At 69.8% G+C, this 22,575-nt stretch carries 23 protein-coding genes; 9 read left to right on the top strand and 14 right to left on the bottom strand.

Going from position 1 to position 22,575, the window contains the following annotated elements; all coding sequences use genetic code 11:
* Positions 1–24: 24 nt before the first annotated feature.
* The 4 genes from MF270_RS02000 to MF270_RS01985 all read left to right on the top strand — a co-directional run bounded on the left by MF270_RS02000 (position 25) and on the right by MF270_RS01985 (position 2,554).
* A complete protein-coding gene (locus MF270_RS02000) occupies positions 25–369 on the top strand; it encodes a YbaB/EbfC family nucleoid-associated protein (RefSeq protein WP_238364173.1) in 345 nt (114 codons plus the stop codon).
* 70 nt (positions 370–439) lie between these two features.
* Positions 440–1,033 carry a recombination mediator RecR gene (gene recR, locus MF270_RS01995; RefSeq protein ID WP_238364172.1) on the top strand — a complete coding sequence of 198 codons (594 nt, stop codon included), beginning with the start codon at positions 440–442 and terminating at the stop codon, positions 1,031–1,033.
* Positions 1,034–1,036: 3 nt separating this feature from the next.
* Complete coding sequence (locus MF270_RS01990; protein ID WP_238364171.1) at positions 1,037–1,996, top strand: 1-phosphofructokinase family hexose kinase; 960 nt, start codon at positions 1,037–1,039, stop codon at positions 1,994–1,996.
* Positions 1,997–2,059: 63 nt separating this feature from the next.
* A complete protein-coding gene (locus MF270_RS01985) occupies positions 2,060–2,554 on the top strand; it encodes a hypothetical protein (protein ID WP_238364170.1) in 495 nt (164 codons plus the stop codon).
* Here MF270_RS01985 and MF270_RS01980 read toward each other — a convergent pair.
* From MF270_RS01980 to MF270_RS01965, 4 genes are read right to left on the bottom strand one after another with little or no spacing between them, the layout of a single operon-like run.
* Positions 2,535–2,822 carry a PNPOx family protein gene (locus MF270_RS01980; RefSeq protein WP_238364169.1) on the bottom strand — a complete coding sequence of 96 codons (288 nt, stop codon included), beginning with the start codon at positions 2,820–2,822 and terminating at the stop codon, positions 2,535–2,537. The genes MF270_RS01985 and MF270_RS01980 overlap by 20 nt on opposite strands.
* Complete coding sequence (locus MF270_RS01975; RefSeq protein ID WP_238364168.1) at positions 2,806–3,540, bottom strand: lysophospholipid acyltransferase family protein; 735 nt, start codon at positions 3,538–3,540, stop codon at positions 2,806–2,808. The genes MF270_RS01980 and MF270_RS01975 overlap by 17 nt, the downstream gene beginning before the upstream one ends.
* Positions 3,537–4,436: a cell division protein FtsX gene (locus MF270_RS01970; protein ID WP_418887852.1), complete on the bottom strand. Its 900-nt coding sequence runs from the start codon at positions 4,434–4,436 to the stop codon at positions 3,537–3,539. The genes MF270_RS01975 and MF270_RS01970 overlap by 4 nt, the downstream gene beginning before the upstream one ends.
* Positions 4,433–5,113 (bottom strand): cell division ATP-binding protein FtsE, encoded by a 681-nt coding sequence (locus MF270_RS01965; protein ID WP_238364167.1) that lies wholly within the window; start codon positions 5,111–5,113, stop codon positions 4,433–4,435. Before MF270_RS01965 ends, MF270_RS01970 begins: the two co-directional genes overlap by 4 nt.
* 161 nt (positions 5,114–5,274) lie before the next feature.
* Here MF270_RS01965 and MF270_RS01960 point away from each other — a divergent pair, with 161 nt between their 5' ends.
* Positions 5,275–6,099, top strand: coding sequence for a zinc-ribbon domain-containing protein (locus MF270_RS01960; protein ID WP_238364166.1), 825 nt, complete (start codon positions 5,275–5,277; stop codon positions 6,097–6,099).
* Positions 6,100–6,271: 172 nt separating this feature from the next.
* On the opposite strand, the gene MF270_RS01955 is transcribed toward MF270_RS01960, so the two are convergent.
* From MF270_RS01955 to argH, 4 genes are all read right to left on the bottom strand, one after another.
* Positions 6,272–8,893 (bottom strand): TIGR02302 family protein, encoded by a 2,622-nt coding sequence (locus MF270_RS01955; protein ID WP_336245981.1) that lies wholly within the window; start codon positions 8,891–8,893, stop codon positions 6,272–6,274.
* 62 nt (positions 8,894–8,955) lie between these two features.
* Positions 8,956–10,221 carry a diaminopimelate decarboxylase gene (gene lysA, locus MF270_RS01950; protein WP_238364164.1) on the bottom strand — a complete coding sequence of 422 codons (1,266 nt, stop codon included), beginning with the start codon at positions 10,219–10,221 and terminating at the stop codon, positions 8,956–8,958.
* Positions 10,222–10,519: 298 nt separating this feature from the next.
* Positions 10,520–10,672, bottom strand: coding sequence for an argininosuccinate lyase (locus tag MF270_RS01945; RefSeq protein WP_238364163.1), 153 nt, complete (start codon positions 10,670–10,672; stop codon positions 10,520–10,522).
* Entirely contained in the window at positions 10,669–12,060 is a 1,392-nt protein-coding gene (gene argH, locus MF270_RS01940) for an argininosuccinate lyase (RefSeq protein ID WP_238364162.1), read from the bottom strand. Before argH ends, MF270_RS01945 begins: the two co-directional genes overlap by 4 nt.
* A gap of 15 nt (positions 12,061–12,075) precedes the next feature.
* Between argH and MF270_RS01935 the strand changes: the two genes are divergently transcribed.
* Complete coding sequence (locus MF270_RS01935) at positions 12,076–12,633, top strand: TlpA family protein disulfide reductase (protein ID WP_238364161.1); 558 nt, start codon at positions 12,076–12,078, stop codon at positions 12,631–12,633.
* Positions 12,634–12,696: 63 nt separating this feature from the next.
* Complete coding sequence (locus tag MF270_RS01930; protein ID WP_238364160.1) at positions 12,697–13,125, top strand: hypothetical protein; 429 nt, start codon at positions 12,697–12,699, stop codon at positions 13,123–13,125.
* A gap of 6 nt (positions 13,126–13,131) precedes the next feature.
* Here MF270_RS01930 and MF270_RS01925 read toward each other — a convergent pair whose 3' ends face one another.
* Positions 13,132–13,965: a Hint domain-containing protein gene (locus MF270_RS01925; RefSeq protein WP_336245977.1), complete on the bottom strand. Its 834-nt coding sequence runs from the start codon at positions 13,963–13,965 to the stop codon at positions 13,132–13,134.
* Positions 13,966–14,334: 369 nt separating this feature from the next.
* A complete protein-coding gene (locus MF270_RS01920; protein ID WP_238364158.1) occupies positions 14,335–14,766 on the bottom strand; it encodes a hypothetical protein in 432 nt (143 codons plus the stop codon).
* A 245-nt stretch (positions 14,767–15,011) separates the two neighbouring features.
* Here MF270_RS01920 and MF270_RS01915 point away from each other — a divergent pair, with 245 nt between their 5' ends.
* Positions 15,012–15,467: a hypothetical protein gene (locus MF270_RS01915; protein WP_238364157.1), complete on the top strand. Its 456-nt coding sequence runs from the start codon at positions 15,012–15,014 to the stop codon at positions 15,465–15,467.
* Here MF270_RS01915 and MF270_RS01910 read toward each other — a convergent pair.
* From MF270_RS01910 to glpD, 4 genes are all read right to left on the bottom strand, one after another.
* Positions 15,445–16,485: a 2-dehydropantoate 2-reductase gene (locus tag MF270_RS01910; RefSeq protein WP_238364156.1), complete on the bottom strand. Its 1,041-nt coding sequence runs from the start codon at positions 16,483–16,485 to the stop codon at positions 15,445–15,447. The genes MF270_RS01915 and MF270_RS01910 overlap by 23 nt on opposite strands.
* Positions 16,482–18,131 carry an FAD-binding dehydrogenase gene (locus tag MF270_RS01905; protein ID WP_238364155.1) on the bottom strand — a complete coding sequence of 550 codons (1,650 nt, stop codon included), beginning with the start codon at positions 18,129–18,131 and terminating at the stop codon, positions 16,482–16,484. Before MF270_RS01905 ends, MF270_RS01910 begins: the two co-directional genes overlap by 4 nt.
* Positions 18,132–18,473: 342 nt before the next feature.
* Positions 18,474–20,054 (bottom strand): glycerol kinase GlpK, encoded by a 1,581-nt coding sequence (gene glpK, locus MF270_RS01900; protein ID WP_238364154.1) that lies wholly within the window; start codon positions 20,052–20,054, stop codon positions 18,474–18,476.
* Between the two features lie 28 nt (positions 20,055–20,082).
* Positions 20,083–21,630, bottom strand: a complete 1,548-nt coding sequence (gene glpD, locus MF270_RS01895; protein WP_238364153.1) for a glycerol-3-phosphate dehydrogenase — start codon at positions 21,628–21,630, stop codon at positions 20,083–20,085.
* 143 nt (positions 21,631–21,773) lie between these two features.
* Between glpD and MF270_RS01890 the strand changes: the two genes are divergently transcribed.
* Positions 21,774–22,526, top strand: a complete 753-nt coding sequence (locus tag MF270_RS01890) for a DeoR/GlpR family DNA-binding transcription regulator (protein ID WP_238364152.1) — start codon at positions 21,774–21,776, stop codon at positions 22,524–22,526.
* Positions 22,527–22,575: the final 49 nt, after the last annotated feature.

The following is a 22,575-nucleotide window of genomic DNA, read 5'->3' as shown; positions in this document are numbered from 1 at the left end:
CAGCGGATGCGAAGGAGAGACGCGATGTTCAAGGGTCTGGGCAACATGGGCGACATGGCCAAGATGATGAAGGCCGCCGGCGAGATGAAGCAGAAGATGGAGCAGCTGCAGGAAGACCTGCATACCATCATGGTCGAGGGGCGCTCGGGCGCGGGCCTCGTGACCGCCACCTGCTCGGCCAAGGGCGAGCTCAAGGGGCTGAACATCGACCCGTCGATCTTCAACCCGTCGGAAAAGGAAGTCGCCGAGGACCTGATCCTCGCCGCGATCAAGGACGCCCAGACCAAGGCGACCGAACGGGCCCAGGCCGAGATGTCGAAGATCACCGAAGGGCTTGGCCTGCCGGCGGATTTCAAGCTGCCGTTCTGAGCGCCGCAACGGGCATTGCCAATCCGCAGCGCCCGCGCAAAAGTGGACGAAACGGGAACAAGGCACGGCCATGAGCAGCACCCAGTCCATCGAGGCCCTGATCGACCTCATGGCCCGGCTTCCGGGCCTTGGCCCGCGCTCGGCCCGGCGCGCGGTGCTGCACCTGATCCGCAAGCGGGCGCTGCTGCTCACCCCGCTCGCGGACGTGATGACCGAGGTGGCGCAGACTGCCCGCGAATGCCTCAACTGCGGCAACGTGGGCACCGCAGACACCTGCGACATCTGCAACGACGCGCGCCGCGCCAATGGCGAGCTTTGCGTGGTCGAGGACGTGGCCGACCTCTGGGCGATGGAGCGTTCGGGCGTCTTCAAGGGGCGCTACCACGTGCTGGGGGGCACGCTCTCGGCGCTCGATTCCATCGGCCCCGAAGACCTGTCGATCCCGCGCCTCGTGGACCGGGTCAGCAGCGAGGCGATCTCGGAAGTGATCCTGGCGCTGAACGCCACCGTCGACGGCCAGACCACCGCGCATTACATCGCCGACCAGCTCGAGGGGCGGGTCACCGTCTCGTCACTGGCGCAGGGCGTACCGATCGGGGGCGAGCTCGACTATCTCGACGATGGCACGATCACGGCCGCCCTGCGCGCACGCAAGAGGGTCTGAGCCATGCGGCCGATCCTGACCATCACCCTGAACCCGGCGCTGGACCTGGCCAGCGCGGCGCCCGGTATCCGGCCCGGCCCCAAGCTGCGCTGCACCCCGCCGACCCGCGACCCGGGCGGCGGCGGGCTGAACGTCAGCCGCGCCATCGCCCACATGGGGGGCACGTCGCGCGCGCTGGCCGCGCTTGGCGGGCCCAATGGCGAGGCCGTGGCTGGGCTGCTGGCGGCCGAGGGGATCGACCTGATCCCCCTGCCCGCGCCGGGCGAAACCCGGCTGAGCCTCGCCGTCACCGACAGCGACACCGGCGGGCAGTACCGCTTTGTCCTGCCGGGCCCGGACTGGTCGGGCACTGATCCCGAGACGCTGATTGCGCGCATCGCCGCCGATTGTCCCCAAGACGCGCTGGTGGTGCTGAGCGGCAGCCAGCCGGCCGGCCTGCCGGATGACCTGCCACAGCGCATGGTCGCGCCGCTTGGATCGGCGCGGTTGATCGTCGACACCTCGGGCGCGCCGCTGATGACACTGGGCCGCGCGCCGCGAGCCGGTGCGGCGCCCTGGGTCTTGCGGATGGATCATGCCGAGGCAGGCGAACTGACCGGGGAAACCCTCGACAGCGCCGAAAAGCTCGCCGCCGCCGCGCAGGCCATGGTGGGCCGTGGCGTGGCCGAGACCGTGATCCTGGCCTTCGGCAAGGACGGGTCGGTCATGGCCGGGCGCGAGTTGCCCCGGCCGCTGCACGGCGTCGCGCCCTACAACACCATTGTCAGCACGGTCGGCGCGGGCGACAGCTTTGTCGGCGGCTTCACCCTTGCCACGGCCCGGGGCGACAACCCCGCCGAGGCCCTGCGCATGGGCGTCGCCGCCGCCTCGGCCGCCGTGCAAACCCCCGCGACCGAGCTATGCCGGGCCGAGGACGTGGCCCGCATCGCGCCGCTGGTCCGGGTGACCGAAATTGCGCTCTGACGGCGCGGAATCCGCCGCCGTTGCCATGATCTTGCCGCATCGCGATGCGACAACGGCCATAGAATGACACCCCGTCCGTACCCGTTCCGCGCCCTGTTGTTTGCGCTGGGGGCAACGCTGGCCCTTGCCCCGCGCCCTGCCGTGGCGGCAGAGCCGCGCCCGCTGGTCATGGATGTGTCCGAGGTACTGACCTATGTCGGCCCGTCCGGCATCACCAATCATTCGGATGTCGAGCTGTCGCTGTGCCGACTGGCCTTGCAGGGCCGCGTGCTCATGTTGCCGGTGTGGCGGCGCAACAGCGGCTATGCCCTGGCCGAGGGGCAGTGCCGCGCGGCGCGTTACCTGCCGCTGCCGCCCGAAGAACTTGTGGCGGCGCAGCGCACCGGCCTGTTGCCCGCCGCCCTGCCCGCCAAGCCGCCACTGACGCTGGGCGATCGGATCGCCGGGTTCTGGGGCCTGGCGGTGATCGGGGCGCTGACCTTCCTGATGTGGCGTCTGCCGCGCCGCTGGCGGGCTCGGTCGCGGGCGCATCAGCGGCTCAAGGGGTTGCAGGGTTAGGCGCCCGCCACATCGCCCGTGCCGCGCGGCCGGGCCGGTCGGGCATGGCCAGCGTTCCCGGGTGCACCGCGACCACCGCCTGGCCGTCGTCGCCACCGGGCCAGCCGGCGGAGCCCTCCGCGCCGGGACTGCCGGGCACGCAGACCCGCGCGGCCACGACCCGTTGACGGTTTGGCGACGTCATCCGCGTCACCACCTCGCGCAGCGGCCACGCACCGGGGGCGCCGCCAAGCGCGTCGAGCCCGGACACGTCAGCCAGGCACCCCATCGAAGCCCGCCTCTCTCATCAGCGCGTTCGAGCGGGTCTCGACCACCTCTTCGAGGGTCTTCATGAAGGTGTCGCGGGCCATGCCCGGCGCCATGGGGTCAAGGAACTCGACCACCGCCAGCCCGCGCTTGCGCAGGATGCCGTGGCGCGGCCAGAAGACGCCCACGTTGGTCGCCGCCGGCACCACCGCCTGCCCGGTCTGTTCATAAAGCGCGTAGGTGCCGACCTTGTAGGGCAGCTGCGCGCCCGGCGCGACGCGGGTGCCCTGCGGGTAGATGATCAGCTGCCCGGCGGGCGCGTCGCCATGGGTCACCTCGGCCACCATGCGCTTGATCGCTTCGGCCCGGCGGCCCCGGTTGACCGGCACGCAGCCGATGCGCATCGCGTACCAGCCCAGGATCGGGGCAAAGCGCAGCTCGGCCTTCATGATGAACTTGGGCCGCGGCACCTCGGACACGATCAGGATGATATCGAGAAAGCTTTGGTGCTTGGCGGCGATCAGCAGCTCGGTCGTGGGGATGGGGCCGCGCACCTCGGTCCTCAGGCCGACGATCCAGCGCGCGCTGAAGCGGACCCAGCGGCAATAGGCATGCACCGCGTCATAGGCCGACTGGCGGCGGAAGATGGCCAGCGGCGTGTAGAAGACGGCCAGCACGGCCATGGCCAGGTACATCTGGACGATGAAGATCAGCGACAGCACCCATTGCACGGCGATCATGAGAGCCCTCCCAACATGCGCAGCGCGGCGGTGCGCGTCGCGACGAAGGCCACGATGGCGGCCAGCAGCGGCACCATCAGCGGCCAGATCCAGTGCGGCCCGACAAAGCTCAGCCCGGTGAGAAAGCCCGCCGTCTCGCCCGCATCCGGCAGTAGCGCGACGGCGATCATGGCCAGCGCGGTGCCCACGGCCGCGCCGGTCAGGGCACGCAGGGTAAAGCGGCGGACAAAGGCGCGGGCGATGTAGCGGTCGGTCGCGCCGACCAGCCGCAGCACCGCGATCACCTGCGCATTGGCCGACAGGGCCGCGTTGGCCGCCAGCGTGATCATCGCCGCCGTGGCCAGCGTGATGAGGCCGATGGACACCAGCCCCAGCAGCTTCAGCCGCGACGCCGCCTGCACCAGCGGCCGCCGCCAGCGGGCATGGTCGTCCAGCACGGCGCCCGGCACCTCGGCCGCAAGGCGCAGGCGCAGGCCGGCGGGATCGAAGCTGCCATCGCTCTCGATGATCTCGATCAACTGGGGGATCGGCAGGTCCTCGACCGGCAGGTCCGGGCCGAACCAGGGCTCGAGCAGGGCGCGCTGCTCGTCCTGGCTCAGCGCCCGGGCCGCACCGACGCCCGGCGTGGTGTCCAGCACCCGCAGCGCGGCCTGGGTCTGCGCCGCGACCTGGTCCGCCGGGGCCGAGATGCGCAGCGTCGCGCCGTTCGCCAGCTCGTCCCCCCAGCGCGTCGCCAGCCGGCCCGAGGCCAGCGACAGCGCCAGCGCGAAAACGGCAAGGAACGCCATGGCGCCGGACACCAGCAGCGTGAGCCGGGCCGAGACGCCCGTCGGCGGCACGACCCGGTCGGCATTGGTGTCGCCGGCCAGCAGCGAGGCAAAGGCAGGCAGTTTCACAGGTCCGCCCCCGCCAGTTGCAGCCGCTTGTTGGAAATCCGCAGCACCCGTGCCTGGACCTGCGCCTTGGCGGCGCGGATCAGCGACAGGTCATGGGTGGCGATCATGATGGTCTTGCCCATGCGGTTGAGTTCCACCAGCAGGGTCAGCAGGCGCTGCGACATCTCCCAGTCGACATTGCCCGTGGGCTCGTCGGCCAGCACCACGTCAGGCGACATGATGACCGCCCGCGCCAGCGCCGCGCGCTGCCGCTCGCCGCCCGACAGCTCGGCCGGCAGGGCATTCGCGCGCTCGGTCAGCCCGACCCAGGCCATCAACTCGTCGAGGTTGCCGTCGGCCAGGTGCTCCTGCCCCGAGACGGCCAGCGGCAGGGCGATGTTCTCGGCCACGCTGAGGTGATCGAGAAACTGGCAATCCTGGTGCACCACCCCGATGCGCCGCCGCGCCATGGCGATGTCGTCGCGGTCCATGCCGCGCAGGTCCTTGCCAAAGATCTGCACCTCGCCCGAGGTGGGCCGCAGCGCGCCGTAGCACAGCTTGAGAAAGGTGGTCTTGCCCGCCCCCGACGGCCCGGTCAGGAAATGGAACGAACCGGGCGAGAGTTTCAGCGACAGCTCGCTCAGCAAGGCGCCTCCGCCATAGCCGTAGCTATAGGCCACGTTCTCCAATTCGATCACCCGGGATCCCCTTCGCCTGCGTGCCCTGTTGTGCCGCAGCGACGGTCGGGTTGCAATCCGCACCGGGTGGACGATTTGGACTTTTCCGCGGCAGGACGGCAACCTATTGTGGCATGGAACGGGCCGCGATGAGAACGGCCACCCGAGGTAGAGGGGGCAAGATGCGACTGATCTGCCCGAATTGCGGCGCACAATACGAGGTCCCGGACGAGGTCATTCCGGCGACCGGTCGCGACGTGCAATGTTCCAGTTGCGGCCACACCTGGTTCCAGTCCCATGGCGACCAGGAGGCCGAGGCCGAAAGCGAGCTTGGCCGCCCCGTCGCGGACGAGGACTGGGTGCCCGAGGACGCGGCGGACGACACCCCCGAAGAGATCGAGGAACGGCCCCCCGTGGCCGCCCCTGCGCCGCAGCCGACGCGGCGCAAGCTCGACCCCGCCGTGGCCGACATCCTGCGCGACGAGGCGCAGCGCGAGGTGGCCCGGCGCCAGGCCGCGCCGCTCGAGACGCAGCCCGAGCTTGGCCTGGACGAGCCGATGGACGAAGAGGCCAGGCGCGCCGAGCAGGCCCGCGTCCGCATGGCCCGCATGCGCGGCATGCCCGACAAGGAGCCCGCGACACCCCGCCCGGAAAGCACCGCTTTGACGGTGACCGAAGGGCTGAACACCTCCCGCCGCGACCTGCTGCCGGACATAGACGAGATCAACTCGACCCTGCGTTCTGCCTCCGAGCGGCGCGAGGGGGGACAGGGGGACGGCGCCACGCCGGCCCTGCCCGAAGAGCTCGAGGCGCAGCGGCGCACCGGGTTCCGGCGTGGCTTTGCGCTGACGGTGTTGCTGTTCACGGGTCTCGCGGGGCTCTACGTGCTGGCGCCCAGGATCGTGGACAGTGTGCCCGCGCTGGCCCCGGCGCTTACGGTCTATGTCGCGACGATCAACGACCTGCGGCTCTGGCTGGCCGACCTGGTGGCCGGCCTATCCGGCTGACCCCCGACGCGCCGGCAAGGGCGCGGCGACACCGTCCCGACGTCATGCCCACATGCACAGGCTGACCCCCGCCGCGCCCGCAAAGGCGCGGCGATTCCTTGCAGACCACATGCCGACACGCACAAGCTGAGCCCCGCTGCGCCCGCAAGGGCGCGGCGCGCGGGCCGATCGCCTAGAACCTGTCCAGCAGGCGCTTGAGGTAATCCAGTTCCACGTCCGGCCGGTCGCTCTCGCCCGAGCGGCGGCGGATCTCGTCCAGCAAGTCGCGGGCGCGGCGGTAGACGTCCTCGCCCTGCAGCAGCTGTTCCTCGGTGCCCACCTGCCCGTTCGAGCCGGGGTTGCGGCCCAGCGGGTCGCGGCGCTGGCCGGCCTGCGCATTGTTCTGCGCATCGCCCTGCTGGCCCTGGTTGCGCTGCTCCTGCGCCATCGCCTCGCCGAGGTTGCGGATGCCCTCGCGCAGGGCTTCCATCGCCTCGGACTGGCGGTCGATCGCCTCGGCCATGTCGCCCTCGCGCAGCGCGTCCTCGGCGCCGTCCATCGCGCCCTCGGCCCGCTCGAGCGACCGGCGGGCTTCCTCGCCCTGCTCGGTGCCGCCGCCGGGCAGGTTCTGCCGCTGGCGGTTCAGCTCGTTGCGCAGGTCGCGCTGGCGGTCGGCAAGGCTTTGTTCCAGGTCGCCGTCGCCCTGGCCCTGGCCCGGCTGGCTTTCCGCCTGGTCCTGGCCTTCGCCCTGGCCCTGGCCGGGCTGGCCGCCCTGGCCCTGCTGATCATGCTGCTGGCCCTGGCCCATGCCGCCGTTGCGGCCCTGGTTCTGCTGCGACTGGCCCTGCTGGCCCTGGCCGAACTGCTCCTGCAGGTCGCGGAACGCCTGGTCGCTGAGGCCCTGCTGTTCGCGCAGCGTCTCGCCCAGCCCTTCCATGGCCTGCTGGCCGGGGCTCTGGCCCTGCTGACCCTGCTGGCCCTCGGTGACGCGCATGTTTTCCATCATCTGCCGCAGCTGGTCCAGCGCCTCCTGGGCCTCGGCCATGCGGCCCTGCTCCATCAGCTCCTGGATGCGGTCCATCATCTGCTGCAGGTCGTTCTGCGTCATCTGCATCGACTCGCCGCCCTGCTGCTGCTGCGGCTGGTCGCCCTGCTGGCCGTCCTGCTGCGCCTGGCGCGACAGCTGGCGCAGATAATCGTCGGTCGCCTCGCGCAGCTCCTGCATCAGCTCGGCGATCTCCTGGTCGCTGGCGCCATTGCGCATCGCCTCGCTCAACCGGTCCTGCGCGCGCTGCAGCCGCTCCATCGCATCCTCGAGGTCGCCCTCTTCGATCAGCAAGGCGAGATCCCAGAGCGCCTGGGCCAGCTCGTCCCGCGTGGTGTCGTCCATCGCGGGGCCCGCCGCCTCGATCCGGCGCAGGATCACCCGGTGCTGGAGATAGGCCGCCTCCTTGCGGAAGAGCCCCTCGTCCGGGCGATGCGAGATGGCGCGCATCAGCTGCGCGATGCGGGGCATGTTGGCTCGATTCCACAACAGGTCGCGCCGCTGCTCGGAAATCGCCCGGGCCAGCGGATCGAAGAAGCGCCGCCCCGGCAGCACCTGCGTCTCGGCCACGCCGGTCGCCTCCTGCCCGGCCTCGTCCACGACCGTGAGCTCGATCTTGACCGGCAGATTGGCCCAGGGGTGAAGCGAGAAATCCTCGATCAGCGTTTCCTCGAAATCCTGCCGCTGGCCATTGATCGGCATGGGCAGCGGCACGGTGATCACCTCGACCGGCTCGGGGTCCAGCGCGAGGCCATGGCGGCGGTCAACGGCCGCGAGGTCGAGCGTGATCCGCGCCTCGCCCGATTGCACGCCGTAATCGTCCCAGGCGGTGAAGGGCATGGTCATTTCGCCCTCTGCCCCGACCTCGGCCTGGCCCGAGATGATCACGCCCGGCGCGGTGTCGGGCGTCACGGTGACGGACCAGCTGCGCCCACCCTCGCCGGCGATCTCGATCGTGCCGTCGCCTTCGACGGTAAAGGCCTGGCTGGGGGCTGCGACCGAGCCGACCTCTTCGGTGCGGCCCGAGACGGTTTCGGTCACGGTCAGCGCGCCGACCTCGCCGTAGAGGCGCAGGGTGATGGTGCTGCCCTCGGGCAGGCTCAGCACGCCCGGCGGCTGGTCGTTGAGGTAGAGCGTCGGCAGGCGGGTATAGGCGGGCGGCTCGGCCCAGCCTTCCCAGGCGGGGCCGGTGGCGAGGGCCGTGCCGCCGCCGGGCGTCATCTCGGTGACCGAGCCGACGCGCCAGATCGAGCCGAACATCAAAGCGGTCAGGAAGGCCAGCAGCGCCACGTAGCGCAGCGCGAACGGATCGCGGCGCGACACGCGCAGGTCGGGCTGCACCGGGCGGGCGTCGTCCAGCCGGGCGTACATGCGGCGGCGGTGCGCCTCCCACACGGCGACCGAGGCGGCGTCGCTGCCGCCGATGGCCTGGTGGTCGAGCAGCGCGGCGATGGGACGGTTCGGCAGGGTCGCGTCCAGCCGGTCGAGCGCGGCGGTGCGGTCCGGCCAGCGGAAGGCGCGGATGCCCCAGACCAGCGTGCCCAGCGCGGCCAGCACGGCTATGACGCCGCCGGCCCAGACCACCTCGACCCGGGCGCTGTCGTGCAGGCCCAGCATCAGCAGCGCAAGCGTGACGAACAGCACGGACCAGAAGGGCCAGAAGGCGCGCGTCAGGCTTTCGGCAAACATTCCGGCGCGCGTCAGACGCAGGGGCCAACGCAGTTGGTCCAGCGGGCGGTCGGTCGGGGTTTGGGGGCTGCGATCTGTCAGCGCCTCGCTCCTCGTTCAGGGTGGCGGACCCGCCGCCCCGACGAGGATTCGCCGCGAGCCGCCTAGAGCCACTCAGGTATGCTATCGCGGTTTATGATGTCTTCATAGCTGGGCCGCGCGCGGATAACCGCAAATTGATCGCCCTTCACCAGCACCTCGGGGATCAGCGGGCGGGTGTTGTACTCGCTGCTCATCACCGCGCCGTAAGCCCCGGCCGAGCGGAAGGCGACAAGGTCGCCATCTGTCAGCGGCGGCATGGCGCGCTGCTTGGCAAAGGTGTCACCGGATTCGCAGACCGGGCCGACGATGTCATAGGGCTGCTGCTCGACCCCCGGGGCGGGCTCGTTCACGGGAATGATGTCGTGATGCGCCTCGTACATGGCGGGGCGAATGAGGTCGTTCATCGCCGCGTCGAGGATCAGGAAATCGCGTCCCTCGCCCGACTTCACGTAGATGACCGCGCTGACCAGCAGCCCCGCATTGCCGACGATCAGCCGGCCCGGCTCGATCTCGATCTCGCAGCCGAGATGGCCGAGCACGCGCTTGACCATGGCGCCGTAATCCATCGGCAGCGGCGGCGCCTCGTTGCCGCGGGTGTAGGGAATGCCAAGGCCGCCGCCGAGGTCGAGCCGCCGGATGTCATGGCCATCGGCGCGCAGCACCTCGGTCAGCTCGGCGACCTTCCGGTAGGCTTGCTCGAACGGCTCGAGCTGCGTCAGCTGCGAGCCGATATGCACGTCGATGCCGATCACCTCGAGCCCCGGCAGGCTGGCGGCCAGCGCGTAGACCTCGCGCGCGCGGGCGATGGGGATGCCGAACTTGTTCTCGGACTTGCCGGTGGCGATCTTGGCATGGGTCTTGGCGTCGACATCCGGGTTCACCCGGATGGTGATCGGCGCCGTGACGCCCAGCCGCGTGGCCACGGCCGAGATCGCCTGCATCTCGGGCTCGCTCTCCACGTTGAACTGGCGGATGCCGCCGGTCAGCGCCTGTTCGATCTCGGAGACGGTCTTGCCGACGCCGGAGAACACGATCCGCTCGCCCGGCACGCCGGCCGCTATGGCGCGGGCATATTCGCCGCCCGAGACCACGTCCATCCCCGCCCCCAGCTCGGCCAGGGTCCTGAGGATCGCCTGGTTCGACGCCGCCTTCATGGCGTAGCAGACAAGGTGCTCGGTCCCCTCGAGCGCCTCGTCGAAAAGCTGGAAATGCCGGGTCAGCGTGGCGGTCGAATAGACGTAGAACGGCGTGCCGACCTCGGCCGCGATCTCGGCGATGGCGACGTCCTCGGCAAAAAGCCGGCCGTCACGGTAGAGGAAATGATCCATGGGCAAGGCCTTTTGGCTTGGGTCCGGAGCGAGGGGCCAGCCCCTCACGCCAGAGGCGTGGTACGAAGGTGGGCGCCCCGGAGTTTATGGGCACAACGAAGGGGCTTCCAGCGCCCCTGCTTTCATTATTCCCCAAGTACTCCCGCCGGAGGCTCCGGCAGGTGCAACGGGGTGCGGCAGTCGACATGTCGCGCCGGTGGGGCCACCTGCGCTGGCGAGGGGCCAGCCCCTTGCGCCAGAAGCGCCGCATGATGGTGGGCTCCCCGGGATATTTCGGGCGACATGAAGGGGATCGGGGTTACCAGCGGCCCTTGACGCCCGCCCATCCTTCGACGCCGACTTGGACACCGTTGCGGGTGGCGGGGGTGTCCTGTTCGGGCGGCACCGGGTCGCCGTCGGCGCCGCAGGCGGCGAGCAGGGCAAGGGCCAGGACCAGGGCGAGCGGTTTCATCGCAGGATCTCCTTCCAGCGGGCCACCTGGGCGCGGACCTGGGTGGGGGCCGTGCCGCCGTAGCTGGTGCGCGAGGCGGTCGAGGCCTCGACCGTCAGCACCTCGTAGACATCGGTGGTGATGCCGGGGTGGACCGATTGCATGTCGTCCAGCGGCAGTTCGGGCAGGTCGCATCCCGCGCGTTCCGCCATGGCGACCAGCGCACCGGTCACGTGATGCGCCTCGCGGAAGGGCAGGCCCAGCACGCGGACCAGCCAGTCGGCGAGGTCGGTGGCGGTGGAGAAGCCCGAGGCGGCAGCCTTGCGCAGGCTCTCGCGGTTGGCGGTCATGTCCTTGACCATGCCCTCCATCGCCGCCAGCGCCAGCATCCAGTTGTCGGCCGCATCGAAGACCTGTTCCTTGTCTTCCTGCATGTCCTTGGAATAGGCCAGCGGCAGCCCCTTCATCACCGTCATCAGCGCCACGTTGGCGCCGAAGATCCGGCCGATCTTGGCGCGGATCAGCTCGGCCGCGTCGGGGTTCTTTTTCTGCGGCATGATGGACGAGCCGGTGGAAAAGCGGTCCGACAGGGTGACGAAGCGGAACTGTGCCGAGGACCAGATCACCAGCTCTTCGGCAAAGCGGCTGAGGTGCATGGCGCTGATCGAGGCCACCGCCAGGAACTCCAGCGCGAAGTCGCGATCGCTGACCGCATCGAGCGAATTGGCCATGGGGCGGTCAAAGCCCAGCGCCTCGGCCGTCATGGCCCGGTCGATGGGGAAGGATGTACCGGCCAGCGCGGCGGCGCCCAGCGGGCTTTCGTTCATCCGGCGGCGGGCGTCGCGAATGCGGCTGAGGTCGCGCGCGAACATCTCGACATAGGCCATCATGTGGTGGCCCCAGGTCACCGGCTGCGCGGTCTGCAGGTGGGTGAATCCGGGCATGACCCAGTCGGCCCCCGCCTCGGCCTGGCCCAGCAGCGCGCGGATCAGCGCCATGAGGCCGCCCTCGGCCGCGTCGCACTGGTCGCGCACCCAGAGGCGGAAGTCGGTCGCCACCTGGTCGTTGCGCGACCGCGCCGTGTGCAGCCGCCCGGCCGCGTCGCCGATCAGCGCCTTCAGCCGCGCCTCGACGTTCATGTGGATGTCTTCCAGCGCGGTCGAGAACTGGAACGTGCCGCTTTCGATCTCTGACAAGACCGTGAGCAGCCCTTCCCGCATGGCCCGCGCGTCGCTATCACTCACGATGCCCACCGCTGCCAACATGGCCGCATGGGCCCGAGAGCCCGCGATGTCCTGGGCCGCGAGACGCTGGTCGAAACCGATCGAGGCGTTGATCGCTTCCATGATCGCGTCGGGGCCAGCCGAAAAGCGGCCGCCCCACATCTGGTTCGAGGCAGAATTGGTCATGTCGAGGGAGGCCCCATGCGCATCTTGAAGTCGCTCGTCCTTTATACCGCCCTTGCGGTTTCTGCAAATGCCGCCGCGGCGGACATGTCGGGGCTCGAGGCGCTGCGCGAGGGCGACATGAAGAAGCTGAACTTCGTCGCCACGCCCGAGACGGTGCCCGATGCCGCGTTCCTCAAGGACGACGGGACCGAGGGGCGGCTCAGCGATTATTCGGGCCAGTATGTCGTGCTCAACTTCTGGGCGACATGGTGCGCGCCGTGCCGCCACGAGATGCCGTCGCTTTCCGCCCTGCAAACCCGGTATGGTGGCGCGGGCCTTGCCGTCGTGACCCTTGCCACCGGGCGCAACGCCCCCAGCGCGATCGACCGGTTCCTCGACGAGATCAGCGTGACCAACCTGCCCCGCCACCGCGATCCCAAGCAGGCGCTGGCCCGCCAGATGGGGGTCATGGGCCTGCCGATCACCGTGCTGATCGACCCCGAGGGGCGCGAGATCGCGCGGCTGACCGGGGATGCCGACTGGGCCTCGCCCGAGGCGATCACGCTTTTCGACGCGTTGCTGAAAGGCAGTTGACGCTAGGGCAAACACGTGGGACGCTGGCTTTGTAATCAGTTTGTTCAGGATGTTTCCACCACCATGCCTTGCTTCTACCGCGTGTACGCTGACCGCAACCTGCTGTTGCGGTGGTACCACGGAACCATCACTCCGAAGGCCGTGTTGGCGATGTATGACCGCATGCAGGTGGACCCTCAGCTGCCCCTGGCGCAGTTCGATATCTGCAACCTTGACGGCATCGACGCGCTGGATGCCGAGCCCCGAGAGCTTCGCAACCTGGTGGAGATGGGCGCCTCTATCTACCACGCACGCCGGTCCACCTTTGTCGCCGGAGTCGTGGTGGCGCGGTCCGACCCGGCGCGGTTCCTCGCGCATCATTTCAAGCAGGCCCTGGCCGAGCCGTTCCGCCACCGCTTTCGCGTGGTCGAGTCGATGGAGGAGGCCCTGCGCGCCTTCGACCTGCCCAAGGACCTGGACATCGCGCCGCAGGCGGTTGCGCTGCGGGCCTGAGACCGGTCAGGCCGCCTCGTGCATCAGGATCGCCGCCTCGGAGGGCGACAGGTTGCGCCGCGCATAGGGGCCGTAAAGCTGCGCGTCGTACTCAAGGTCCGGGAACCCGGCCAGCAGGCGCAGGCGGTCCTCCGTATCAAGGCTGGCCAGCGCGGTATTGGCCGGGTGGAAGCTTTCGGTCTCGATCCCGTTGGCCCAGAGCACCTGGTGATCGCTCAGCATGATGTGGATGTAGGTCACCTCGCGCAGCAGCATGTCGACGCAGACCGACTGACCGTTGACCATGTCGCGCGCCGCCACCAGCACCTCGTCGGTGTTGAACAGCGCCCGGGCCACATCGCCGCGCACCAGCATGCGATGTTCGGGCGAGACCAGCAGCTCGTTGTCCGGCCGGTCGAGGCCGAAGGCCCCGGTGCGGATGCGGATCGGGCGCAGCTGCGGCATGGCGAACAGCCGCGCGCCGGTCATCCGGCGGGCGCCCTTCCACAGGATCTCCTGCGGGCCGTTGTCCTTGGTCAGCACCTGGTCGCCTTCGCGCAGGTGGTCGATCAGGCGCGGGCCCTCGGGCGTGTCGATCAGCGTGCCCGGGGTAAAACAGATCACCCCCCCGTCGGTGCGCGCCAGGTCGCGATGCGGTCCCTGGTCCAGCGCGTGATGCACCACCCAGAGGTCCCCGCCCTGCGGCGGCATGTCATCGCAGAACATCAGCAGCGGGGCCGCGCCCGTGCCGGTCTCGATCAGCGTCACGGTAAAGCTGCGCGTGCCGTCCGTCACCACGAAGGTGCTGTCGGAAAAGCTGTCCTCTGCGCCGGTCGCGCCCAGGTTTGTCGTGTTGGACAAGGCTGCGCCGACCAGCCGCCGCACCTTGCGGGCCGCACTGCGCCTGACATTTGCCTCTCCGTCCGCGTCCCCGAGTCGCAGTACACCAGTCGGTCCATCGACGCGCACCGCTTCGCCGCGCCAGGCCCAAGCAGAACCCACCATCAGCGACTCGAGCGGAGCCGCCGTCACACCGTCTACATCTGTCTGCGACCAGGAGATGACGAACGTGCCCCGAAAGCCCGTTCCCATACCCAAAATCCCGCCTCGTTCATTATTATTAACGAATCGTTAACAAATGAACGACGATTGGGGAAGCCCCGTCCGAATCACCCCTCGCGAATCAACCAGAAAGCTTGCGGGCGTTGCGCGCATCCCACAGATGCGCCGTCAGAACCCCAGCGTAAGACGCAGCGATCCGCTGAGCGCCGCGCCCGATGGCCCGACCGGTCCCGGGCCCGTCCAGCCGAGGTCGCCCGACAGGTGCCAGGCCGCACTGGCCGGCACCTCGGCAGCTGTCCGATCCGGGCCGACCCGCGCCGGGCCAACGGCCGCAGAGAGCGGCACCGCAAGGGTGACGGGCCAGGCCTGCCCGCCCAGCGAAAAGCCCTGCCCCGGTGCCCCGCCCCCGTCCGGGGCCGGCGCATTTGGTCCAACGCCTGCATCAGTGTCGGCAAAAGGCAGGCCCGCCCCGGTCTCGGTGGCCAATGGCGCCTCTGCCACGACCTGCCGTGCCAGGCCCAAGCGCAGGTCCTGCCCCGCGACCGGCCCCGGCCCGGCAGCCGCCCCGGCAAGGACCAAGCCTGCCCACGCACGTCTCATCTCGCCTGTCCCCAAGATCCCCGTGGCCCCCGCCCGGTCTGCGCTCAAGCCTGCCTCCGCCACCGTTAACGATACGTAAACCGACGCGCCCTCCGCGCGCCGAATCCGCGGGTCGTGACAGTTTGTCGGAAAATTTGCCCAAAACTGCCGCACCAGGTCCCGCTTGACGCCCAGATCGCCCGCTACACCGCCTCAATCCTGGTTAACGGACGGGGCATGGCGCCATGGCACAGCAACGGAACACCTTGACCGATGCCACACGGCGTCTTTGGGTCTTTGCAACCTACATGGTGGCCGCCGGGCTGGCGCTGCTGGCCTGGGTGGTGATCGGCTACCTTGCGCCCCAGACCGCCGCCACGGGGCACGGCCCCTCGGGCATGGCGCTGCTGCTCGGGCTGGTCTTTGCCGCCTACATGGGCTTTGCCGTGCGCCGCAACTGCCTGAAGGCGCTGGAAGATTTCCGCACGATCATCCTGGATGACGAGATCCGCCAGTCCCTGATCCGTGCCATCCTGCGCGCCGCCCTGCCCTGGGGCCTGGTGCTGGGCACCGGCGCTGGCCTCTTGGGGTTCGAATTCGGAGACCTCGGCACGCTGGTGCAACTGGCGCTGTTCCTGCTGATCGGCATCTGGGTCGATGCCCAGGAAACCCGCAGCGTGCGCAAGATCTGCCGCCCGATCACCGGCCCGCTGTTGCACTGACCGCCGCCTCGAGTTCGGCCAGCAGCTGGCCCGCCGGCCAGGACAGCCGGCGCGGCGCGCCATGGGCGGCCAGCACCAGCTCGGCCAGCCGCGCGTTGACCGGGGCCGCGCGGCCAAGGCGGCGGGCCAGCGCCTCGATCTCGCCGTTGATCCAGGCCACTTCGGGCAGGCGCCCCTCGGCCAGGTCGTCCGACATGGACGAGCGCGCCTTGCCATCCATCTCGAGCATCCGCTTTGCCAGCCGCCGGAAGATCCCGTCCGGCAGGCGCAGCACCGCCGGCAGCCAATGCGGCGGCAGCGGCGTGAGCCGCGCCAGCCGCACACGCCCCTCTTCGTCCAGCAACGCCAGCGCCTCTTCGATCGCCAGCGCAAGGCACAAACGGTAGCCGCGCTGCATCAGCTCGTCCTTCAGCGGCCGGTTGGCCAGCGCGTTGACCGCGTTGTTGAGGTTCATCAGCAGCTTGGCCCACAGCACGCCCTCCATGTCCCGCACCGGCTTCAGCGGCCGTCCGGCGTTGCGGAAGGCCTCAAGAAAGGGCGTCAGCCGATGGCTTTCGGCGACGCGGATCTGCCCTTCGGTCCCCTGGTGGTAAACGCCCGCCGCAACGATCACCACGTTGTAGGGCACCATCCCGGCCAGCACCTCGAGGTCGGGCAGCCCCGCCGCCAGCACCCCGGCATTGCCGATCCCGTTCTGCAGGCTGATCACCAGCGCGTCGTCCTTCAGCACCGGCGCCAGCGCCTCGGCCGCCGCATCGGTCTGGCCGGATTTCACCGTCACCAGCACCAGGTCGCAATGCGCCAAAGCGTTCGGATCGGTGTGAAAGCTGATCCGGCCCGGCGGCAGGATCACGTCCGCCTGGCGGTAATCGGTCAGCCGCATGCCGCGCTGCGCGACCTCGGCCCGCCGGCTGTCGCGCCCGACCAGCACCACGTCCGCGCCGCCATGGATCAGCAGCCCGCCCAGGTGGCCGCCGATTGCGCCGGCACCGAACACTCCGATCTTCGGCCCCGTCACGCGTGCTGCCCCGCGACCCGCCCCGAGAAGATGCAGCCGCCGAGGAACGTCCCCTCGAGCGCGTTGTACCCGTGGTAACCGCCGCCGCCAAAACCTGCCGCCTCACCGGCCGCGTAAAGCCCCGGCAGCGGCGCGCCATCGTCGCCCAGCACGCGCCCCGAGAGGTCGCATTCGAGGCCCCCCAGCGTCTTGCGCGTCAGGATGTGCAGCCGCACGGCGATCAGCGGGCCTTTCGCGGGGTCGAGAATGCGGTGCGGTTTCGCGGTCCGCATCAGCCGGTCCCCGCGATAGGCCCGCGCCTGGCGCAGCGCGATGACTTGCGCATCCTTGGCGAAAGGGTTGGCCAGCTCGCGGTCCCGCGCCTCGATCTGCCGGCGCAGGTGGGCGGCGTCGATGGGCCGCCCGCCGATGCGGGTCATGCCCTGGGCCAGCCTGTCCAGGTCATCGGCCACCACGAAATCCTCGCCATGCTGCTTGAACGCCTCCACGGGCGGCGGCGCGCCGCCACCAAGGCGCGATTTCAGCAGCAGTTTCCAGTCCTTGCCGGTCAGGTCCGGGTTCTGTTCCGACCCCGAGAGGGCGAATTCCTTCTTGATGATCGCCTGCGTGGTGACGAACCAGGAATGGCCATGGCCGAGCTTGCAAAGATGTTCCAGCGTGCCGAGACTGTCGAACCCCGGCAGGCAGGGCGCGGGCAGCCGGTTGCCGTTTGCGTCGAACCAGAGCGAGGACGGCCCCGGCAGGATGCGGATGCCGTGGTTCGGCCAGATCGGGTCCCAGTTGCGGATGCCTTCGGTGTAATGCCACATGCGGTCCCGGTTGATGACGCGCCCGCCCGCGGCCTCGGCATGGCCGATCATGAGCCCGTCCACATGCGCGGGCACGCCGCAGACCATGCGCTCGGGCGCGGGGCCAAGCCGCTCTTCGGGCCAGGCCGCGCGCACCAGCGCCTCGTTCCCGCCGATGCCGCCCGAGGCCACGACGATGGCCTCGGCCGCGTAGTCGAAATCGCCAGTGACCTCGCGGGTGCTCGGCCGGCCGCGCTCCGCGTCATCTTCGGCCAGCACCTCGCCCGCGACGCCCGTGACCTTGCCGTCAGTCACCACCAGCCGCGTCACCCGATGGCGGAAGGCATAGCGCAACCGCCCCGCCGCCTCGGCCTCGGCGCAGAGCCGCGCGAAGGGCGCCAGCACCCCCGGCCCCGTTCCCCAGGTCACGTGGAACCGGGGCACCGAGTTGCCATGCCCATGCGCCAGCCCCCCGCCGCGCTCGGCCCAGCCGGGCACCGGGAACCAGCGCATGCCGAGACCATGCAGCCAGCCGCGCATGTCGCCGGCCGCGAAATCGAGGAACGCCTCGGCCCATGCCTTTGGCCAGCGATCTTCGTCCCGGTCGAACCCGGCCGAGCCCTGCCAGTCCTGTGCGGCAAGATCGCGGCTGTCGCGGACACCCATGCGCCGCTGCTCGGGCGTGTCCACCAGGAACAGCCCGCCGAGACTCCAGAACGCCTGCCCGCCCAGCGAGGCCCGCGGCTCCTGGTCCAGCACCAGCACGCGGCGCCCGCGCGCCGCCGCCGTGCTCGCCGCCACAAGGCCGGCAAGGCCCGCGCCGATGACGATGACGTCGGCCTCAGTGCTCTGGGTCATGGTGCTCTCCCCTCTCCGGCCCAGCATGGACCGAAACCGGGGGCGCTGTCAGCGGTAACGTGGCGCCCCGTGGTGAGGCTGGGGGGCCAGCCCCCCAGACCCCCCGGAGTTTACAGGCACAATGAAGGGGACCGGACCCGCGTGCTTTCATCTTTCGCCAAATATACCCGCCGGAGGCCATCGCGCGGCGGCGCGATAATGGACGGGTCGGCATGAGAGGTGCTGCCCTTAGAACCTCCGAATTGCTTCCAGCAAGGTGAACGGAGGGCGCCCGCCCCTGCTTTCACTTTTCCATAAATACTCAATATTCCGACCGCTGCGGCACAGAGCTCGGCTGGCCGGTCATTCCCCGGCGGCCGAGATCGTGGCGGCGACGGCGCGTTTCCAGGCGGCATAGCGGGCGTCGCGCGTGTCCGCGTCCATCGACGGGGTGAATTCGCGGTCAACGGCCCAGCCCTTTGCGAACTCCGCCATGCCCGGCCAGGCGCCCGCGCGCTGGCCGGCGAGCCAGGCAGCCCCCAGCGCCGTGGTTTCCAGCACCGCGGGCCGGTCGACAGGCGCGCCGAGGATGTCGGACAGGAATTGCATGGCCCAGTCCGAGGCCGTCATGCCGCCGTCGACCCGAAGGGTCGCGGATGACGTGTCCCGAAGGGTCGCAGATGACGTGTCGCGAAGGGTCGCAGATGACCTGTCCCGCAGGGTCGCGGATGACCTGTCGCGCAGCGCGGTGTCGGAGGCGCCGCCCATGTCGGCCTGCATCGCTTCGAGCAGGTCACGGGTCTGGAAGCCGACGCTTTCCAGCGCCGCGCGGGCGAATTCCGCGGGGCCGGAATTGCGGGTGAGGCCGAAGACCGCGCCGCGGCACTCCGCGTTCCAATAGGGCGCGCCGAGGCCGGTGAAGGCGGGCACCAGGATCAGCTCCTGCCCCGCATCGGCCTTGGCCGCCAGGTCCTGCGTCTCGCCCGCCGCGCCGATCAGCCCTAGCCCGTCGCGCAGCCACTGCACGACCGCCCCGGCGACAAAGATCGACCCTTCCAGCGCATAGGTGACCTCTCCGTCCAGCTGGTAGGCGATGGTGGTCAGCAGCCGGTTCTGCGAGGCGACAGGCGACTTGCCCGTATTCAGCAACGCGAAACAGCCCGTGCCGTAGGTGGATTTCAGCATCCCCGGCTCGAAACAGGCCTGCCCCAGCGTCGCCGCCTGCTGGTCGCCCGCGACGCCGAGGATCGGCAGCGCGGTGCCGAAATGCTCGGCCGCGCAGGTGCCGAAGTCGGACGCGCAGTCGCGCACCTCGGGCAGCATCGCCATGGGGATGCCGAGGATGCCGCAGATCTCGTCGCTCCAGTCCCCCGCGTGGATGTCGTAGAGCATGGTGCGGGCCGCATTGGTGGCATCGGTGACATGGGTGTCTCCGCCCGTCATCCGCCATATGAGATAGCTGTCGATCGTACCGAACAGCAGGTCCCCGGCCTCGGCCTTGGCCCGTGCGCCCTCGACAGTGTCGAGCAGCCATTTCACCTTGGTGCCGGAAAAATACGGATCGGCCAGCAGGCCGGTGCGCTCGGTGATCAGCCTGTCATGCCCGGCCGCGCGCAGCTCGGCGCAATAGGGCGCTGTGCGGCGATCCTGCCAGACGATGGCGTTGTGGATCGGCCGGCCGGTCTTGCGATCCCAGACCACGACCGTCTCGCGCTGGTTGGTGATGCCGATGCCGGCGACGGGGGCACCCACTGCCTTCAGCGCCGCGCGGGCGGTGGCGACAACGCTTTGCCAGATCTCCTCCGGGTCGTGCTCGACCCAGCCGGAGCGTGGGAAATACTGGGTGAATTCCTGGCTGGCCTGGGCCGCGATCCGCATCCGATCGTCGAACACGATGGCCCGCGATGACGTGGTCCCCTGGTCGATGGCCAAGACGTGACCCATGGCTTTGCCTCCCCTTCCTTGTCGTCGTTCAGGCCGCTGCGCGATGCGCTGTCAGCCAACCCTCCAGAGTCTCAACCTGTTCCGGTCCGAGGTGCAACCCCAGCTTGGTCCGGCGCCACAGGATGTCGTCGGCGGAGCGGGCGAATTCGCGGGTGATGAGCCAGCGGACCTCGGCCTCAGTCAGCCCGGCGCCGAAATTCTGCCCGAGATCCGCCATCGCAGAGGCGCCGCCGATCACCTCGGCCGCCTCGGTCCCGTAGCACCGCACCAGCCGCCGGGCGAGCGCCGCCTCCAGCCAGGGGTGGTCGCGACGCAGGTCCGCCATCAGCCCCTCGGCCCCGTCCACGGCGAAATCGCCGCCGGGTAACGGCACGCCGGCCGTCCAGGCGGGCTTCAGGTCCGGGATCACCGGCGCCATCTTTTCCAGCGCATGTTCTGCCAGCTTGCGGTAGGTGGTGATCTTGCCGCCGAAGACCGACAGCAGCGGCGCGGCGGCGCGGTCCAGCCGGAACACGTAATCCCGTGTCGCGGCCGAGGCGCTGCCCGCCCCGTTGTCATGCAGCGGGCGCACGCCGGAATAGCTCCAGCGGATGTCGTCCCGCGTCACCTCCTCGGCCACGTAGCGGTTCACGGCGCCCAGCAGGTAATCGCGTTCCTCGGGCGTGCATTCGGGGCGTTCGTCCGGGTTCGGATGGTCCACGTCGGTGGTGCCGATCAGGGTAAAGTCGTCCTCGTAGGGAATGGCAAAGACGATGCGCCCGTCCGGTCCCTGGAAGAGGTAGCACTTGTCGTGATCGAAGAGCCTACCGGTGACGATATGGCTGCCGCGCACCAGCCGCACCTTTTCCGGCGTGTTGAGGCCAAGCGTCTGGCCCAGCACCTGCGCGACCCAGGGGCCGGCGGCGTTGACCAGCACCCTGGCCTCGACGCTGTGCGGGCCGGCCTCGGTGTCCAGATGGACGACCCAGTGGCTCTCCAGCCGCTCGGCCCCGGTGACACGTGTGCGGGTCAGGATCGTCGCGCCGCGCGCCGCCGCGTCGCGGGCATTGAGCGCGACCAGCCGCGAATCCTGCACCCAGCAATCGGAATATTCCCAGGTCGGGCCTAGGCCGGGCTTCAGCGCCTTGAGCGCCGGCGCATCCGGGGCGACGCGCGACGTGGGCGGCAGGATCTTGCGCCCGCCCATGTGGTCGTAAAGGAACAGCCCCGCCCGGATCATCCACGCCGGGCGCCGCCCCCGCGCCCAGGGCATGACCGCACCCAGCAGGCGCGAGGCCGGGGTCGCGGTGTCAAAGCGCATGTCGGGATGGGTCGGCAGCACAAAGCGCATGGGCCAGGAGATATGCGGCATGGCCGAGAGCAGCCGTTCACGCTCGACCAGGCTTTCGCGCACCAGCCGCGCCTCGAAATACTCGAGATAGCGCAGCCCGCCGTGGAACAGCTTGGTCGAGGCCGAGGACGTCGCCTGGCCGAGGTCCCCCATCTCGGCCAGCGTGACCTTGAGGCCCCGGCCCACCGCGTCGCGGGCGATGCCGACGCCGTTGATGCCGCCGCCGATGACGAAAAGGTCCTGCATGGGGCTGTCCTTGGCTGCGCGAATCTCTGGGTTCAACGGCGAATGTATTTTCGTTTACGCGCGATTTCCAGCCATAGCGAACAGAAACGAAAATTCTTGCCGCGTTCCGCGCCTGCGGCTAGTCAGGTCGAAAAGGGACCGGGATGGCGCAGAGCTTTCGCAAATCGCAGATCGTCGCCGAGGCGCGCCACAGCGGCCAGGTGACCGTCGACGGGCTGGTTGCGCGGTTCGGCGTCACGCCGCAGACCATTCGCCGCGACCTGGCCGAGCTGGCCGAGGACGGCCTGCTCGAGCGGGTGCATGGCGGGGCCATCCCGGCCTCGGGCACCGCCAACATCGCGCATGGCGAACGCGCGCGGCTGAACGCGGCAGGCAAGCAGGCGATCGCGCGGGCCGTCGCGCGCGACCTGCCGGGGGGCGCGTCGGTCTTTCTCAACATCGGGACCACGACCGAGGCGGTGGCCGAGGCGCTGACCGGGCACGCGGACCTGCTGGCGGTGACCAACAACATGAACGTGGCGGCGCGGCTGGCGGCGACGGCCAAGGTGATCGTGACCGGCGGCACGCTGCGCCCCTCGGATGGGGCGCTGGTCGGCACGCTGGCCGAGGCAAGCGTGCGGCAGTTCAAGTTCGACTACGCCGTGATCGGCTGTTCGGCGCTGGATGACGCGGGCGACATCCTCGATTTCGACATCGAGGAGGTGGCGGTGAGCCAGTCGATCATCGCCCGTTCGCGCCGGGTCTTCCTGGTGGCCGATCACAGCAAGCTGGGCCGGCCCGCACCGGCGCGGATCGGGTCGCTGGCGGACGTGGATGCGCTTTATACCGATGCCGAGTTGCCGGAAGGTCTGGCGGCGCGATGTACCGAGTGGGGGACGCGGGTGAAGGTCTGCTGATGCGGGTTGACCGCGATAGGGTCGATAGCTCTCTGCGTCCTGCCCTGTT

The organism is Mesobacterium pallidum (assembly GCF_019966535.1).
GTDB classification, from domain to species: domain Bacteria; phylum Pseudomonadota; class Alphaproteobacteria; order Rhodobacterales; family Rhodobacteraceae; genus Mesobacterium; species Mesobacterium pallidum.
Note: the sequence above shows the minus strand (reverse complement) of the source record. Positions and strands in the feature narration are given on the sequence as shown.